This is a genomic window from Intestinibacillus sp. NTUH-41-i26 (genome assembly GCF_032769475.1).
Classification (GTDB): domain Bacteria; phylum Bacillota; class Clostridia; order Oscillospirales; family Butyricicoccaceae; genus Agathobaculum; species Agathobaculum ammoniilyticum.
The window spans coordinates 599,757-616,421 of sequence record NZ_CP136477.1 but is presented as its reverse complement, the minus strand read 5'-3'; the positions used below and the strand labels follow the sequence as shown (position 1 = coordinate 616,421).

Sequence of the window (16,665 nt, the reverse complement as noted above, 5' to 3'; positions counted from 1 at the left end):
CTTTGAGTTCCGTCCGGTTTTATGTCATACTGGAATCAGACCAAACCACATGCAGAAAGAGGCGTTTTCATGGACAACCGCACCGAAAGACAGAAATACCTGCGCCTGCTCGCACAACAGTATCCCAACGTGCGCGCGGCCAGCAGCGAGATCATCCACCTACAGGCCATCCTCAGCCTGCCCAAGGGCACCGAGCATTTCATGAGCGATCTGCACGGCGAGGCCGAGGCTTTCGTGCATATCCTGAACAACGCTTCGGGCGCTGTGCGGGAAAAGGTGGACATCGTGCTGCGCGACGCTCTGCCCGCGGACGAGCGCGCGCGGCTCGCCACGCTCATCTATTATCCGGAGGAAAAGCTTTCCGAGCTGGCCGACGCGGCCCCTAACCGCGCGGAGTGGTACCGCATCACCCTGCGCCGGCTGATCGAGATCTGCCGCCTGTGCGCCTCCAAATATACGCGCGCCAAGGTGCGCCGCGCGCTGCCCGTCTGGAACGGTGACATCATCAACGAGCTGCTCAACAAAAACAATGATATCTTCAACAAGCGCGAGTATTTCGACACGGTTATCGCCTCCATCATCGAAACCGACTGCGCGGAGGAATTCATCATCTCCATGTGCAACCTGATCAAGCGCCTGGTCGTCGACCACCTGCACATCGTGGGCGATATTTTTGACCGCGGCCCGCGCGCGGACATCATCATGGACCTACTGATGGAGCACCACTCGGTCGATATCCAATGGGGCAACCACGACGTGCTGTGGATGGGCGCCGCCACGGGCAGCCGCACCTGCATCGCAACCGTCCTGAGCAACTCGATCACCTACAACAATCTGGATGTCATCGAGACCGGCTACGGCATCAGCCTACGCCCGCTCGCGCTGTTCGCGGATGAAACCTACCGCGGCTCGGACATATCCTGCTTTCTCCCCAAGACCGTGGAGGAGGGCGAGCAGTCCAAGGTGGATGTCACCCGCGCCGCGCGCATGCACAAGGCAATCGCGGTCATCCAGTTCAAGCTGGAGGGTCAGACCATCATGCGCAACCCCTCGTTCCGCATGGACGACCGCTTGCTGCTCGACAAAATCGACTTCTCAGGCGGCACGGTGCGGCTCCCCTCGGGCGTTTACCCGCTGCGCGACTGCGATTTCCCGACCATCGACCCTGCCGACCCCTACCGCCTGTCCGAAGCCGAGGCCGAGCTGATGGGGCAGCTCAAAAACTCGTTCCTGCGCAGTGAAAAGCTCCAGCGTCATATCCGCTTCCTCTATTCCAAGGGCGGGCTGTACAAGTGCTTCAACGGCAACCTTCTGTACCACGGCTGCATCCCGATGGACGACAGGGGAGAATTCCTCACGTTCTCGTTCGGCGGGAAAACGCTTTCCGGCAAGGCGCTGATGGACTGGTGCGAAACCGCCGCGCGACAAGGCTATTATGCCCGCGAGGGAACGCCGGAGCGGCAGTTCGGCAAGGATTTCCTATGGTTTTTGTGGTGCGGGCGCAACTCCCCCTCGTTCGGCCGCGACCATATCGCAACGTTTGAGCGCCGCCTGATCGCCGATCAGGCGACCTGGGCCGAGCCAAAAAACCCCTACTATTCCTTCTACAACGAGGACGCCGTGTGCGTGCGCATTCTGCGCGAATTCGGGCTGGAGGGCGAGCACTGCCATATCGTCAACGGCCATGTGCCGGTCAAGACCAAGGACGGAGAAAGCCCGATCAAGGCGGGCGGCCGCCTGATCGTGATCGACGGCGGCTTCTGCCGCGCGTACCAGCCCACCACCGGCATCGCGGGCTATACGCTGGTATACGATTCCTGGGGCATCCACATCACGGCACACGAGCCGTTTCCAGGCAGACGCAACGCCATTCGGGACAACAAGGATATCCTGTCCACCTCCATGGCGTTCGACCGGTCAGAAAACCGCATCCGCATCAGCGAGACCGACAACGGCCGCGCGCTTCAGCAGACAATCGACGACCTCAAGGACCTGCTGGCCGCGTTCCGGCGCGGCGAGATCAAGGAGGATAACAGCGGCGCCGAATAGGCGCCGCCCGTCCGTCCACACACAGCAAAAAACCGCAGCCTGACGGCTGCGGTTTTTTCATAGCAACGCTTACTCCGCTACGGCGATCGAGCGGAAATTTTCCAGATAATAGTCCGCGTTTTCATCATCCATGATTACGCAGACCAGATTGCCGACGCTGTCGATCTTGACGTTTTCGTCCGCCACGCCCACGCAGATCCACTTGCGCGGGTCCACGCTTTCGGCCAGCTTGCTCTTGGCCGCGTCCACGTCCGCACCGTCCGCAAGGCGGAGCAGGACCACCGAGTGCGCCTGCGAGGTGATCGCGGACTCGGAGGCAAGGCCGGCCTCAAACGCGATATCCTCGGTGCCGAGGTACCACTGCAGCCCGCGGCTCATGCCGTCCGCGCCCATGCCGCTGTACAGCGGAGTCTGCATGACCATGCCGCCGTACGGCTTATTGCCATAGACCTTTTCCATCAGCGAAACCAGAGCGGCGTCCGCCTCCGGCTCCTGCGGTTCCTCCGGCGACTGAGGCTCGTCGGATTTCTTGTAGCCCCATTCCGCTTCGCCGTAGGGCTTCATAAACAGGTCGTAGTACTCGTCATAACGGGCGGCGTAAACACTCTCGATCTGCGGGTCGAATGTATAGGCTGTGCCGTCGATTGTGATCTCGGTCCAAGCGTGTACCGATTCGCTGCCCTTGGGGCTGACGCCCGTGCCGACGACCGTCTTGGCATCATAGCCGACCTGGCGCGCCAGATAGGTGAACAGGGATGCCCAGGAGTAGCAGTTTCCCCTGCCCGTTTTGAGCATGTTGATCGCCTGCTCGATCTCCCAGCCGGCCTTGGAGGTATCGACCTCGCCAATGCCCAGATAGCCAAACGAACCCTTGGCGTACAAGTATACCGCCCTCAGGCGCTCCATCTGGGTCAATCCGTCCTTCAGCACGTTGCCCACCGCCGGAGCGAGCAACCGATCCAGCTCCTCCGAGCCGGTCGTGTAGCGGCCGTTACGGTCCAGCTCCAGATTGTCGATCACCACGTTGTGATCAAACTGCCCGTCCGCGTTGACATGGAACAGCATGCCGCTTATGTTCTGCCAACCTTCCGCCAGACCGGAAACCTCCCTGTCAAAGCCGGTCCAGCTCTCGATCCCGTCGGTTATCTCATATTCGTGGTCTGTGGTCGCTTCCAGCATGTCCAGATAAGCCCAGTGCGTATCCGGCACGTCCGGCATGATGCGGATGCCCTCGCTGGTAGCAGCCGTCACCGCGTCGCCCGCACGGCCCAGCACGCGGTTGAGGATGGCGACGGTTTCCGCGCGGGTGATCGGGTCGTCCGGCCGGAACAGGCCGGACGGGTCGCCGGAGATCCAGCCCTGCGCCAGCGCGGTCTGCACCGCGCCGTGCGCCCAGTGGGAGGCGGGTACGTCGGCAAACGTCCGCTCCGTGCCGATATCATCATGCGGGAAGCGCGCGAGGATGGTGACGAACTCCGCGCGGGTAATCGCCATGTCCGGCAGGAACGTGCCGTCCGCATAGCCGCTCACCAGGCCGAAGCCAGCCATCTGGCGCACCGCGTCCGCGTACCACGCGGAAACGTCCACATCCGTGAACAGATGATCCCCGTTTGCCGCTTTTGTGGTCAGGAGTGAAGCGATCAGCTTGCACGCCTCCGCGCGGATGATCGGGATATCCGGCCGGAACGTGCCGTCCGCATAGCCGTTCATATACTGCATGTGGTCGGCCGTATTAAGCTGCGGCACGGGCGCGCCGTCTGTTTCATTCGAGGCGGCGGCGCATGCGGAAATCGGCAGTGTCGTTACCGCCATCAGCGCCGCAAGCGAAGCCGCGGTCAGTCTTTTTTTCATGTGTTTGGGATTCCCCTTTCCTGATTCTCTGAAGGGTTAGACGGAGCCGCCGCCGTCCGGTTCCCTGTCCCCCGCGTTTTTTTGTGTTTTTTCCGTTTTATCCTGCTGCTCCGCCTCATCCGGATCAAGCACGATGGGGATAAGCGACGCCGCCAGCTTCCCCCTGCCGCGGGTCTTGACGTAAAAGAACCCGATCGCGGAAAAAATGACCGCGCCGACAAAATTCACCAGCAGATCCTTCATCGTGTCGATCAGGCCGATATCCAGATAGCCGCCTGGGAACTGCATCCAGTCCTTCCCGTTAACGATCAGGCTCTCGATCGGTTCATGCACGACCGTGTTGAGACCCGTGGGGTTGAGGGACACGGAATTGACCGTTTGGACGAGGAAATCCTTTTGCATATCCGTTCCGAAAAACTGATCCATGCCGAATTCAAAAAACTCCCACAAAACGCCAACCGTCATGGAAAAGCAGAACGCCACGATCGCCAGGAACAGCGGCGACAGCTTAAAGGAAAACCGCTCACTCCGGTTGAACAGATCGATCAGGGAGAAGCCGACCGCCGCGACCAGAAAGCCGTTGATAGTGTGCAGCATGGTGTCCCAGCCGGGTATGATCGTATAAAACGAGTTGATTTCGCCCAGTATTTCCGCCGCATAGATAAAGCAGTAGATGATCCCCTCCATCAAAGGCGGGATATCGATTGCCAAGCTGCGCTCGATCAGCATGGGTACGCAGAACAGGATCAGCGCGAGCAGCGCCACGAACATATTCTCATAGCGGTGCATGAAAGCCGAACGGATGAACGTCAGAATGATAAAAAAGGACAGCACGCCGCGGATGGTCAGCCGCCGCCGCACCCGCCTGCGCGTTTCTACCGCGCTTTCTGCCTTTGCCGGTTTATTTCTTCTTTTGAACATGAGCTCTCCTCTCCGCCGGTCTGTGATTTCCAACTATCATACAGTATAGCATACCACGCGGCAAAAGGAAAGGATGCTTTCCCCGCTCTTTTTTGTCCGCCGCCCTGCCGGCCGCCTCCCCCAAATTTTATTTCGTTTCAATCCGGCTCTTGACAAATAGCGCGCCGGCGGTTACAATAAAAGCGTTATCCGCGGGTGTAGTTCATCGGTAGAACGGCAGCTTCCCAAGCTGCATAGGTGGGTTCGACTCCCATCATCCGCTCCATATCCCGAAAGGCCCCCCTGAAAACAGGGGGGCCTTGTTTTACCGGCTTGCCCTTCCGGCGCTGGTCGGGATGCATTCCCTTATCGCCATACCGCTATCCATATGCGGTTCGCCAGGGCGTGCAGCCCGTCCTCCAGCCTTGCGGCCACGGCGCTCAGAAGCAGCCATGCCAAGCTGTAAGGCAGGCAGATCTGCCCCATAAAATTGAGGGGCATATCGCTGTAATCCCACACATTCCATCCCAGCCACCTGTTTACGATCAGCCCCGTCGCCAGTTCCAGCAACGTCACCGCCGCCGCGCCGGCCGCAGCCTGCGCCCAGAGCGGCGGCGCGCAGCCCTGCCGCTCGTTGAGCCGCCCGATCACGACAAAGCACACGCCGCCCAGCAGCAGCATGGTCGGATGGCTGCGGCCGCGCCACAACACCTCTATCCCCATGTAGACCAAGCCGCCCAACACGCCGAACACGGCATGCTCCACAACCGATCGCTTCATTTCTTCCCCCTCCTGCCGCCTGTCTAACCGCCTGATCGTCGAAATCCTGCGTTTTTTGTGGAAAAACAAAATTCCCTGTGGTATAATGCCTTATATCCTAACCAATGCTTCAAGGAGTGTCTATGAGTCAGCCTCTTTACCCCCGCCGGCCGCAGCGCCGCGCGAAAAAATCCAGGCGGCTGCTGCTGTTGGCGCTGGCCGCTGTTTTCCTCGTGTCTACCGCAGTAACCATATTCGTGGCATACCACGCCCACCACAGCATCATCAAAAACGCGCTCGGCCTGCGCAATATCCAGGTGGATCATGTCCTGCTGCAGACCGGCAGCCCGTTCTATACATATGAGGACAGCGGAAAAAATATTATCGCCTCGCCGGGCATCGACGTTTCCACCTTCCAAGGGGAAATCGACTGGCAGGCGGTCAAGGAATCGGGCGCGGAATTCGCCATCATCCGCGCCGCCTACCGCGGCTATGAAACCGGCCGGCTCGTGCCGGACGATACGTTTGAAAAAAATATCCAGGGCGCCGCGGACGCCGGCCTGCAGGTGGGCGTCTACCTTTACTCCCAGGCCCTGAACGAAGCCGAGGCCGAGGAGGAGGCCGATTACCTGCTCGATTTGATCCGCGACTATCCGGTCGGGTATCCGGTTGTATACGACCAGGAGGAATACTCAGCGGGTCAGACGCGGACGGACGGCCTGAGCGGCGAACAGGCGACGCTGAACGCGTTCGCTTTCTGCCGGCGCATTTACAAGGCCGGCTACTTGCCCATGATCTATGTCAATACCGACTGGGCGCACAATATGTACGATATGGAAAAGCTCGACCACTATCCGGTCTGGTATGCGGACTATACGGCAAGCCCCTCCCTTCCGGGCGGCTTCGCCATGTGGCAGTATACGGACGAGGGCCGGATTTCCGGCATCGAAGGGCCGGTCGACCTGAACCTGCTGTTCCTGCCCGCGGAATGAGCATCCGGCAAACCAGCCTCCTGCGGAGGCTGGTTTTTTTATAAATCCCCCAATCATGGGAGCCTATGCCGTAAAAGGCTGATATTACCACGCCTGCTTGAGATTATAATTGCTATCCCCGCATAATCCTGTTACAATAAAAACAAAGACAGTGTGCGGTCCTTTCACATGTGCCGCCGCGTACCGGCGCGGCGCGCCGCACAGCGCCCCAACCGCATCAGGACAAGGAGGAATATTATGAACACAGCGGGTACGATCCCCTCCGCCGAGGATATCAAGCGCGTTAAAGGGCTTGGCTTCCTGCGGGATAAGAACACAAAGGATTGCTTTAACGGCCGCGTCATCACCCGTAACGGTAAGATCACCGCCGCGGAAAGTCGCGCGATCGCCGAAGCCGCCGAGCGCTTCGGCAACGGCGAAATCGCCATGACCACCCGCCTGACCGTCGAGATCCAGCATGTCCCCTATGACAATATCGAGCCGATGCGCGCGTTCCTCAAGGAGCACGGCCTGGAAACCGGCGGCACCGGCCCAAAGGTCCGGCCGGTCGTTTCCTGCAAGGGTACAACCTGCCAGTACGGCCTGATCGATACCTATGCGCTCTCGCGCGAGATACACGACAAGTTTTTTATCGGCTGGCATGAGGAGCGCCTGCCGCACAAGTTCAAGATCGCGGTCGGCGGCTGCCCGAACAACTGCGTCAAGCCCGACCTGAACGATATTGGCGTCATCGGCCAGCGTGTACCCGCCCACGATATGGACAAGTGCCGCGGCTGCAAGGTCTGCCAAATTGAAAAGGCCTGCCCGATCGGCGCCAGCAAGCTGGGCGACGGCAAGCTGGATTTCAACAGCGAGGCTTGTAACCACTGCGGGCGCTGCTACCAGAAGTGTCCGTTCGGCGTGGTCGGCGCCAAGGTGCAGGGCTATGCGGTCTATATCGGCGGGCGCTGGGGCAAGCGCACCGCTATGGGCCGCAAGCTCGACCGCATTTTCACCGATAAGGACGAGGTGCTCGCGGTCATCGAACGCGCGCTGACGCTGTTCCGCGACCAAGGCAGGCAGGGCGAGCGCTTTTCGGACACCATCGCCCGCCTGGGCTTTGAAACCGTGCAGCAGCAGCTTCTCGCGGACTGAGCTTCCCTGTTTTTTCGGGCTTCCCCCAAAAGGGAAGCCCTTTTTATTGCTTTTTTTGTTTTGGTATGCTAATATTTAGTTAGTATAAGTAACTGATGGGAAGGCGGTGCATATATGGCCAGCGCAGAGCAGCTCAATTCCTTTCTGGTCGATATGTTCGGCCGCATCAATAAAATTGAGGAGCGCGTCATGGCAGAAGGCCTGGGCAGCGCGGTTTCGATCACCGAAATCCATATCATCGAAAAAATCGGAGCGCTTGAGCCGATCCGCATGAGCGAGGTCGCGCGCTCAATCGGCGTCACGCTGGCCACCCTGACCGTGGCCTGCGACAAGCTGGAGGCAAAAGATCTCGTGCGGCGCTCGCGCGACAAAAGCGACCGTCGCGTGGTCAACGTCACGCTCACCGACAAGGGTCGCGCGGCTTACGAATACCACCGCGCGTTCCACGACCGCATGATCGCGTCGGTCATGGACACGCTCTCGCCCGAGCAGGCTGCTATTCTGGCGCAGAGCCTGGAAAAGCTGCAGGACTTCTTCCAGCAGGAAGAGGCCGGAATGGGGGGCGCCGCAAATGGATAACCTGATTTTCTGTCTCAACGCCACCGTACCAATTTTTGTCCTGATTATTTTGGGCAAGCTGCTGCAGCGGTGGCATTTTTTCTCTCCCGCCACGATGAAGGATATGGACAACCTGGTGTTCAAATTGCTGCTGCCCATTTCTCTCTTCCGCAGCATCTCCTCTAACAGCATCGCCGAGCAGTTCGACCTGCGTTTTTTCCTGTTCTGCTTCTGCGCGACGCTGCTCTCGTTCTTCGTGATCTGGGCGGGCGCGAGCCTGCTGCTGCCCGAAAAGGCCATGGTCGGCGCGTTCACCCAGGGTGCTTTCCGCGGCTCCCAGGCGATCCTCGGCATGGCTTTTATGATGAACCTTTACGGCAACGCCGGCCTAGTGCCGTTGATGATCCTGGCAAGCGTACCACTGTTCAATATTTTCTCGGTCGTTGCGCTCACGCTGAGCGCCGCCGGACCCTCTCAGAAAAAGGGGCTTGCGGGCCGCACGCTTCACGGCGTAGTCACCAACCCCATCATCCTCGGCATCCTGATCGCGCTGCCGTTCTCTTTCCTGCAGGTCGAGTTCCCCGCCATGGTGGCCAAAACGCTCGACGCGCTGGCAAACTGCGCCACGCCACTCGCCCTGCTCAGTATCGGCGCGAGCTTTGAGGGCGCCAAAGCGTTCAAGAAGATCGTACCAACCTCGGCTGCGTCGTTCATCAAGCTGGTCGGCCTGCCGATCGTGTTCCTGCCGGTTGCTGTCTGGATGGGCTTCCGCGGGCAGGCGCTTGTGACCATCCTGATTATGCTTGGCACGCCCGCCCCTCCGGCCGGCTACGTTATGGCGAAAAAGCTGCACGGGGATGCGGAACTCGCCTCCTCCATCGTTGTTGTGACCACCGCGTTCAGCGCGGTGACGCTGACCGTACTGCTGTACATCGTACGCGTGCTCGGACTGGTCTGACCGCCGTGTCCGCACGCAGCCAAAAGGAGTCTTCACCATGGATATTATTGTCAAAAAATTTGAGCCGTCGCTGAATGCGGCGGCGGTCGCAATCTGGAACGAGGTCGTCGAGGAGGGCATGGCTTTCCCGCAGACCGAGACGCTCGATCATCCCTCCGGTCTGGCGTTCTTTAGCGAGCAGTCCTTTACCGGCGTTGCGGTCGATCAGGAGAGCGGCCAGGCCGTCGGCCTTTATATCCTGCATCCCAACAACGTGGGCCGATGCGGCCACATCTGCAACGCGAGCTATGCCGTAAAAAGCGGGCTGCGCGGGCAGCATATCGGGGAGACGCTCGTGCGGCACTGCATGGAAGCCGCCAAGGACCTCGGCTTCCGTGTGCTGCAATTCAACGCGGTCGTCCGCACCAACGCGCCCGCGCTCGCGCTGTACCGGCGGCTCGGCTTTGTACAGCTCGGCGTCATCCCCGGCGGCTTCCGCAGGAAGGACGGCCGGTACGAGGATATCATCCCGCACTACCATGTTCTGTGACCGTATATATCATTGACATTATCCCTTCATACTGGTATTGTAAAGATAACAATGCCAGCATGGAGGGATTTGCTATGCCGGATTTTTCTGCGATGGATGTACTGCGTTTTTTTGACCGCCGCCCGCGCGAGCTTGAACTGTACCAGGCTTTTGCCGCCAAGGTGCTGGCTGCCCGTCCGGATACCCATATCCGCGTGCTGAAAAGCCAGATCACCCTGGAAAACCGGCACGGGTTTGCGTTTGTCTCCCTGCCGCGCCGCAAGGTCGGCGAGCCGTCTGTCGTGGTCAGCATCGGGCTGCCGTACCGGATATCCTCACCGCGCATCTGGATGGCGGTCGAGCCGTACCCCAACCGATGGACGCACCATCTACTTCTCTCAGATGAGACACAGCTCGATGCGGAGCTGATGGGCTGGATAACAGAAGCCGCCGCATTTGCGGCGGCCAAATAAGCCCACTTTTGGCCACACCCTGCAAGGAGGTTCTATGCTCACCTATCATCTCGATCCGCACGCCAAAACCCCGCTGTATGAACAACTCTACCGCGCGGTGCGCGCGGATATTATGTCCGGCACGCTCGCGGGCGGCGAACGCCTGCCCAGCAAACGGCAGCTCGCCGCCAACCTGCGCATCAGTCAGATCACGGTCGAAACCGCTTACAGCCAGCTTCTGGCCGAAGGTTATCTGGTTTCCGAGCCGCGGCGCGGCTATTTTGTGCAGCGTCAGCTCGCTGTGCCGGCCGCCCCGCCCCGCGTTGCGGCTGCGCAGGCACCGCAGCGTAACGCTCCGGAGCCGGTCTGCCGTTATGATTTCCGCACCAACATCGTGGACAACGGCTGCTTCCCGTTTTCCACCTGGGCGCGCCTATCGCGCAGCGTGCTGAGCGAATACTCCGACCGCCTGCTGCGCGCGACCGACCCCTGCGGCGCGTCTGAGCTGCGCGCGGAGATCGTTCGCTACCTGTACGATTTTCGCGGAATCAACGTGTCGCCGGACAATATTCTGGTGGGCGCGGGGTCGGAATACCTGATGCATCTGGTCATCCAGCTTTTGGGCCGCGACCGTGTGTACGCATTGGAAAACCCCGGCTACCGCAAGCTGTACCAGATCTTCGCGGTGAACGGCATCACAGCGCGCCCGATCCCGCTGGACAAGCAGGGCCTGCGCGCGGATGCGCTCGCCGCGAGCGACGCCTCCGTGGTCTACCTGACGCCCTCACACCATTTCCCGCTCGGCACGGTCATGCCCGCGGCGCGGCGGCTCGAGCTGCTGCGCTGGGCCTCCGCCGCTCCGGACCGGTATATCATCGAGGATGATTACGACAGTGAGTTCCGCTATGCCTCCCGCCCCATCCCCGCGCTGGGCGAGCTGGATCGCGCAGGCCGCGTGGTGTATGTCAACACCTTCGCCAAAAGCCTGGCGCCCGGCCTGCGCATCAGCTATCTGGTGCTGCCGGACGCGCTCATGGCCCGCTACCGCGCGCAGTTCTCGCTCTATTCCTCCACCGTACCCAGCTTTGACCAGCATACGCTCGCCGCGTTTATGCGCACGGGGGGCTTCGAACGGCATATCAGCCGCAGCCGCAAGGTGTACCAAGCGCGGCGCGACGCGCTCATGGCCGCGCTCGACCGGGAGCTGGCCGGCCTGCCGCACGAGGTTTCGCGCTCCGAAGCCGGACTGCACCTGCTGCTGCATATGCGCAGCGGCATGCTGGAAGGCGAGCTGATCAACCGGGCACGCGCGGTCGGGGTGCGGGTCTACGGTCTGTCCGCCTATTACACGCCGCCGGTCAAGCCGCCGCGGGCCACGCTGGTGCTCGGCTACGCCGGCCTGACCGAGCGCCAGATCGACGAAGCCGCCGCGCTTCTGCGTCAGGCCTGGGACGGCCGCTGAAGCAATAAGCCCTGATACTGTCAGGGCTTATTTTCTTCTTTTTCCTTATCCTCTTTCTTTACCGAGTGGGCGAACACCACCGACTGGTCTCCGAACCGCTCCCGCAGTGCATCCACCGTCCGGTCCAGCCGGCGCTGCTTTTCGCGCGCCTGCCGCGCTTCCGCTGCGTCAAACAGGGAAAGCTGCTCGCACGACTGCGCTTCGGGCAGCAGGTTCGCCGCCGTGACCGACAGCAGCCGGATCGGCCTGCCGATCTGCCAGTGCGCGCGCAACAGGGCCATGGAAATATCGATCAGCGCGCGCGTGGAATTGGTCGGGCGTTCCAGCGTGACCTGCCGCGAGCGGTTGCGGAATTCCGGATCGCGGATGCCGAGCTGCACGGTCTGGCACACCAGCCCATGCCGCCGCAAGCGGCGGCCGACATTGTCGCACAGTGCGGTCAGCCCCATCCGGCATTCGTCCTCGCCCACCAGATTATGCGCGAATGTCATGCTGTTCCCCACGGATTTGACCTCGCGCTCCTCGTAAAACGGGCGCACCGGCTCGTCGTCCTCCCCGCGGGCGTAGCACAGCAGGGTGTCGCCCATTTTCCCGAAAACGCCGTGCAGGAACGCAGGGTCGCACACGGCCAGATCGCCTATGGTATACACGCCCAGGCGGCTGAGCTTATCCAGCGCATGCCGACCCACATACAGCAGCGCGCTGACCGGCAACGGCCAGACCTTGTCCTTGTAATTCCCGCGCGAAAACACGGTTGTCCCGTCCGGCTTTTTGTAATCGCTGCCCAGCTTGGCGAACGCGCGGTTGAACGACACGCCCACCGAGATCGTCAGCCCTACCTCCACGCGCATGCGGCGGCGCAGCTCGTCCGCGATCTGCTCCCCCGTGCCGAACAGATGTGCCGTTCCGGTTACATCCAGAAAGGATTCATCAATACCGAACGGGTCAACCAGATCGGTATACTGTAGGTACAACTCGTTGCACCGGCGTGAATATTTGACATACTCCGACCGGTGCGGCGCGACCAGGCGTAAGTCTGGACACTTACGCCTGGCCTGCCAGATGGTCTCGGCCGTTTGTACACCGAACGCTTTCGCTTTCTCATTTTTTGCAAGGATGATGCCGCGCCGGCTTTCCGGATCGCCGCAGACCGCGCTCGGCCCTTCGGCCAGCGTGGGGTCGAGTAGCGTCTCCACCGAGACATAAAACGCGTTACAGTCACAGTGCAGGATCGTGCGTTCCACAGCATCCCCTCCCACCGAACATTTGTTTCTTTTATTATACCGTGAAAATTCCGTCTTGACAACCGTATCCGATCAGGTCTATACTGAGTTTGCAAGCAAGGGTGCCGTGATGAGCGGCTGAGAGGGCGAGAGCCTAACCTTTTGAACCTGTTGGTTAACACCATCGTAGGGAAGCTGTCGCATCGCAGAACATTCAAATGCCCCGGTTTTACCGCATGGTGAAACCGAGGCATTTTTTCTTGCGGAAAAGAGGGGGTATTTTGATGAAAGTAAACGGACAAACACAGCCCTGCCCTGCGTTACTGACCGTGCAGGCCCTTGTGCAGTCGCGCGGCCTTGACCCGCAGCGCGTGGCGGTGGAAAAGAACGGGCATATCATCCCGCGCAGCCGCTTTGCAGAGGAGACGCTGTGCGACGCCGACACGGTCGAGATCGTACAGTTCGTGGGCGGAGGCTGAATACGATGGTTTTAACACAGAAAGAGCTGCACGACGCGCTCTCCGGCCGGCACGGCGCCGCTGTTCAGGCGCAGCTCGACCGCGCCGCGGTCGGCATCGCGGGGCTGGGCGGACTCGGCTCCCATATTGCCGTATCGCTCGCGCGGCTCGGGGTCGGCCGGCTAGTGCTTGTCGATTTCGACGTGGTCGATGTGACCAACCTCAACCGCCAGCACTATACCATGAAAGACATCGGCATCCCCAAAACACTCGCCCTCCTGGAACAACTAGAGGCAATCAATCCATACTTAAATTACGAAACGTATACCGAGCGCATCATTCCGGCAAACGCCGCCCGTCTGTTCGCGGGCTGCGACGTGGTATGCGAGGCGTTCGACCGCCCCGACCAGAAAGCCATGCTGATCGAAACGCTGCTCGAACAGCAGCCGAAAACCCCTATCGTCTCCGGCAGCGGCATGGCAGGCTTCGGCTCGGCCAACGCCATCCGCACGGAACGGCGGTTCGGCCGCCTGTACCTCTGCGGGGACGGAATGAGCGATGTATCCGACGGGCTGGGGCTGATGGCGCCGCGTGTCGCAGTCTGCGCGGCGCACCAGGCGGCCATGACGCTGCGCCTGCTGCTAGGCGAGCACGAACCGTAACGGGCAAAAAAAGAAAAAGGCCCTGCGGGCCTTTTTCCGGATGGGGTCGGCGCTTACTCCTCACGGGGCAACTCAGAGGCGCAGTGCGCGCATTTGGTCGCCGCGATCGGGATATCGCTGCAGCAATACGGGCATTTCTTGGTCGTCGGGGCGGCGGGCGCGTCCGGCTTTCTGCCCAGGCTGGTCAGCTTGTTGACCGCCTTGAGCATGCAGAACAGCACGAACGCCATAATCAGGAAATTGATGACCGAGGTCAGGAACGCGCCGTACTTGAGTTCGATTCCCGCAATCTGCAGTGTGAACGCGCTCAGGTCGGTGTTGCCCGCCAAGCCGAGGAGCGGGTTAATCAGGTTATCGGTCAGCGAGGTCACAATGCTGGTGAACGCGCCGCCGATGATAACACCGATCGCCATATCCATCACGTTGCCGCGCAGCGCGAAGGACTTGAATTCCTCAATAAACTTTTTCATACTGGCACCTCAAAATCTTTTATTTTTCTCCCTTTTCATAGTATATCGACCTTTTTCGAGCCGGTCAAGCAAAAATTCACAAAAAAAGGAGTGCTTTTTATGGCAGACAAGCTGATTCTGGGCGGGCATGAATTCACCTCCCGCTTCATCCTCGGTTCGGGCAAATATTCGCTCGACCTGATCAACGCCGCCGTACATCACGCGGGCGCGCAGATCATTACCCTCGCGCTGCGCCGTGCGAATGAAGGCGGCGTGGCCAACATTCTGGACTATATCCCCTCGGGCGTGACCCTGCTGCCCAATACCTCGGGCGCGCGCAACGCGGAGGAGGCCGTGCGCATCGCGCGCCTGTCGCGCGAATGTGGCTGCGGCGACTTTGTCAAAATCGAGATCATGCGCGACAGCAAATACCTGCTGCCCGACAATCAGGAAACCATACGCGCGACCGAAATCCTCGCCAAAGAGGGCTTTATCGTCATGCCGTACATGTACCCTGATCTGAATGTTGCCCGCGACCTGGCCGGCGCGGGCGCGGCGTGCGTCATGCCACTCGGTGCGCCGATCGGTACGAACAAGGGCCTGACGACACGGGAATTCATCCAGATCCTGATCGACGAGATCGACCTGCCCATCATCGTGGACGCAGGCATCGGCCGCCCCTCGCAGGCCTGCGAAGCCATGGAAATGGGCGCGGCCGCGGTCATGGCAAACACCGCGATCGCCACCGCGGGCGACATTCCGGCGATGGCGGCAGCGTTCCGGCAGGCGATCGAAGCGGGCCGCACGGCGTATCTCGCCGGATTAGGGCGCGTGCGCGAAACCGCGTCCGCCTCCTCCCCGCTGACCGGCTTTTTGCACGATTGAGCCGCGTCCCCCCGAAAACCGCAGGAAAGGAACTTTTTCATGAACGACAACAAGACGGAGATCGTCTCCGCAAGCTATATCACCGCCGAAACCGACCACATGGCGTACCAGCCCGGCATGGACGACATCGGCTCGGAAATACAGGACGAGGTTATCGCCCGTATGAACGCCTACGACGCGAACCGCTACACCGCCGCGGATGTGCAGCGCGCGCTGCAGCGTGATGTGCTGCAGCCCGAGGATTTCGCCGCGCTGCTGTCGCCTGCGGCCGCGCCTTTCCTCGAACAGATGGCGCGGCGCGCGCAGGCCGAAACGCGGAAGCACTTCGGCAACTCGGTGCAGATGTTCACCCCGCTGTACATCGCCAACTACTGTGAAAACTACTGCGTCTACTGCGGCTTCAACTGCCATAACAAGATCCGCCGCGCCAAGCTCGACGCGAAGGAGATCGAACGGGAGCTGCAGGCGATCGCGGCCACCGGCCTGCAGGAAATCCTGCTGCTCACCGGCGAAAGCCGCTCCATGTCGCCGGTTTCCTACATCGGCGAGACGGCCAGGTGCGCGCGCAAGTATTTCCGTGTGATCGGCGTCGAAATCTATCCGCTCAACGTAGAGGAATACGCCTACCTGCATGCGTGCGGCGTGGATTATGTGACCGTATTCCAGGAAACCTACGACGCGGACAAATACAAGACCCTGCACCTTGGCGGACATAAGCGCATCTTCCCCTACCGCCTGAACGCGCAGGAGCGTGCGCTGATGGGCGGCATGCGCGGCGTGGGCTTCGCGGCGCTGCTCGGCCTGTCCGACTTCCGCAGGGACGCGTTCGCGACCGGCCTGCACGCCCACCTCATCCAGCGCAAGTACCCGCACGCGGAGATCGCGTTCTCCTGCCCGCGTCTGCGGCCGATCATCAACAACGACAAGGTGGGGCCGAAGGACGTACACGAGCCGCAGCTTCTGCAGGTCGTGTGCGCCTACCGCATATTCATGCCGTTCGCGTCCATCACGATTTCGACGCGCGAGCGCGCGGACTTCCGTGACAACATCATCGGCATCGCCGCGACCAAGATCTCAGCAGGCGTCGATGTGGGTATCGGCGGCCATTCGGGCGAGGAAAAGGGCGACGAGCAGTTTGAAATCTCGGACGAGCGCTCGGTCGAGGAGGTCTATGATGCCATCTGCCGGCACGGGCTTCAGCCGGTCATGGCCGATTATCTGTACGTCTGACCACCGCAGGCATCCCACACGGGAGGGGGACTTTCTCCCGCAGCCTTTTGTCAGCCGCCGGAACACGGCGCGCCGCCGCGGACAGAGCGCACCGCATGCTGCGGCGGTCTGGGAAACGCCGTGTTCGGGTGACAA

The 16,665-nt window shown here is 60.8% G+C and carries 17 protein-coding genes, 1 tRNA gene and 1 riboswitch; of the genes, 13 read left to right on the top strand and 5 right to left on the bottom strand.

The window, feature by feature from the left end; genetic code table 11:
- The first annotated feature begins 69 nt into the window (after nucleotides 1-69).
- Entirely contained in the window at nucleotides 70-2,049 is a 1,980-nt protein-coding gene (locus tag RX717_RS03000) for a fructose-1,6-bisphosphatase (protein ID WP_107631003.1), read from the top strand.
- A gap of 69 nt (nucleotides 2,050-2,118) precedes the next feature.
- Here RX717_RS03000 and RX717_RS02995 read toward each other — a convergent pair whose 3' ends face one another.
- Nucleotides 2,119-3,900, bottom strand: coding sequence for an S-layer homology domain-containing protein (locus RX717_RS02995; RefSeq protein WP_054326720.1), 1,782 nt, complete (start codon nucleotides 3,898-3,900; stop codon nucleotides 2,119-2,121).
- A gap of 36 nt (nucleotides 3,901-3,936) precedes the next feature.
- Nucleotides 3,937-4,821, bottom strand: a complete 885-nt coding sequence (locus tag RX717_RS02990; protein WP_107631004.1) for a hypothetical protein — start codon at nucleotides 4,819-4,821, stop codon at nucleotides 3,937-3,939.
- A gap of 191 nt (nucleotides 4,822-5,012) precedes the next feature.
- Here RX717_RS02990 and RX717_RS02985 point away from each other — a divergent pair.
- A tRNA-Gly gene (locus RX717_RS02985) sits at nucleotides 5,013-5,086 on the top strand.
- 80 nt (nucleotides 5,087-5,166) lie between these two features.
- Here the strand turns inward: RX717_RS02985 and RX717_RS02980 are convergent.
- The gene (locus RX717_RS02980; RefSeq protein WP_054326719.1) at nucleotides 5,167-5,580 is read right to left on the bottom strand and encodes a putative ABC transporter permease; all 414 of its coding nucleotides are present in this window, start codon (nucleotides 5,578-5,580) and stop codon (nucleotides 5,167-5,169) included.
- Nucleotides 5,581-5,702: 122 nt separating this feature from the next.
- Between RX717_RS02980 and RX717_RS02975 the strand changes: the two genes are divergently transcribed.
- From RX717_RS02975 to pdxR, 7 genes are all read left to right on the top strand, one after another.
- A complete protein-coding gene (locus tag RX717_RS02975; protein WP_262564370.1) occupies nucleotides 5,703-6,551 on the top strand; it encodes a glycoside hydrolase family 25 protein in 849 nt (282 codons plus the stop codon).
- Between the two features lie 237 nt (nucleotides 6,552-6,788).
- Entirely contained in the window at nucleotides 6,789-7,685 is an 897-nt protein-coding gene (locus tag RX717_RS02970) for a 4Fe-4S dicluster domain-containing protein (RefSeq protein ID WP_054326716.1), read from the top strand.
- 114 nt (nucleotides 7,686-7,799) lie between these two features.
- Complete coding sequence (locus tag RX717_RS02965) at nucleotides 7,800-8,264, top strand: MarR family winged helix-turn-helix transcriptional regulator (RefSeq protein WP_054326715.1); 465 nt, start codon at nucleotides 7,800-7,802, stop codon at nucleotides 8,262-8,264.
- A complete protein-coding gene (locus RX717_RS02960; RefSeq protein WP_107631007.1) occupies nucleotides 8,257-9,201 on the top strand; it encodes an AEC family transporter in 945 nt (314 codons plus the stop codon). The genes RX717_RS02965 and RX717_RS02960 overlap by 8 nt, the downstream gene beginning before the upstream one ends.
- A 37-nt stretch (nucleotides 9,202-9,238) precedes the next feature.
- Entirely contained in the window at nucleotides 9,239-9,730 is a 492-nt protein-coding gene (locus tag RX717_RS02955) for a GNAT family N-acetyltransferase (RefSeq protein ID WP_107631008.1), read from the top strand.
- A 74-nt stretch (nucleotides 9,731-9,804) separates the two neighbouring features.
- Complete coding sequence (locus RX717_RS02950) at nucleotides 9,805-10,182, top strand: DUF5655 domain-containing protein (RefSeq protein WP_242977842.1); 378 nt, start codon at nucleotides 9,805-9,807, stop codon at nucleotides 10,180-10,182.
- Between the two features lie 34 nt (nucleotides 10,183-10,216).
- Complete coding sequence (gene pdxR, locus RX717_RS02945; protein ID WP_107631009.1) at nucleotides 10,217-11,623, top strand: MocR-like pyridoxine biosynthesis transcription factor PdxR; 1,407 nt, start codon at nucleotides 10,217-10,219, stop codon at nucleotides 11,621-11,623.
- 20 nt (nucleotides 11,624-11,643) lie between these two features.
- On the opposite strand, the gene dinB is transcribed toward pdxR, so the two are convergent.
- Nucleotides 11,644-12,867 (bottom strand): DNA polymerase IV, encoded by a 1,224-nt coding sequence (dinB, locus tag RX717_RS02940; protein ID WP_107631010.1) that lies wholly within the window; start codon nucleotides 12,865-12,867, stop codon nucleotides 11,644-11,646.
- An 87-nt stretch (nucleotides 12,868-12,954) separates the two neighbouring features.
- Nucleotides 12,955-13,057: riboswitch (TPP riboswitch) on the top strand.
- 73 nt (nucleotides 13,058-13,130) lie between these two features.
- On the opposite strand from dinB, the gene thiS reads away from it, so the two are divergent.
- Both thiS and thiF read left to right on the top strand, forming a co-directional pair.
- Nucleotides 13,131-13,325, top strand: a complete 195-nt coding sequence (thiS, locus tag RX717_RS02935) for a sulfur carrier protein ThiS (protein WP_054326710.1) — start codon at nucleotides 13,131-13,133, stop codon at nucleotides 13,323-13,325.
- Nucleotides 13,326-13,330: 5 nt separating this feature from the next.
- Entirely contained in the window at nucleotides 13,331-13,966 is a 636-nt protein-coding gene (gene thiF / locus RX717_RS02930) for a sulfur carrier protein ThiS adenylyltransferase ThiF (protein WP_054326709.1), read from the top strand.
- A gap of 53 nt (nucleotides 13,967-14,019) precedes the next feature.
- Here the strand turns inward: thiF and mscL are convergent, their stop codons facing one another.
- On the bottom strand, nucleotides 14,020-14,436 hold the full coding sequence (gene mscL, locus RX717_RS02925) for a large conductance mechanosensitive channel protein MscL (RefSeq protein ID WP_054326708.1): 417 nt from the start codon (nucleotides 14,434-14,436) through the stop codon (nucleotides 14,020-14,022).
- A 99-nt stretch (nucleotides 14,437-14,535) separates the two neighbouring features.
- Between mscL and RX717_RS02920 the strand changes: the two genes are divergently transcribed.
- Both RX717_RS02920 and thiH read left to right on the top strand, forming a co-directional pair.
- Nucleotides 14,536-15,300: a thiazole synthase gene (locus RX717_RS02920; protein ID WP_054326707.1), complete on the top strand. Its 765-nt coding sequence runs from the start codon at nucleotides 14,536-14,538 to the stop codon at nucleotides 15,298-15,300.
- Between the two features lie 39 nt (nucleotides 15,301-15,339).
- Nucleotides 15,340-16,530: a 2-iminoacetate synthase ThiH gene (gene thiH, locus RX717_RS02915; protein ID WP_107631011.1), complete on the top strand. Its 1,191-nt coding sequence runs from the start codon at nucleotides 15,340-15,342 to the stop codon at nucleotides 16,528-16,530.
- Nucleotides 16,531-16,665 lie beyond the last annotated feature (135 nt).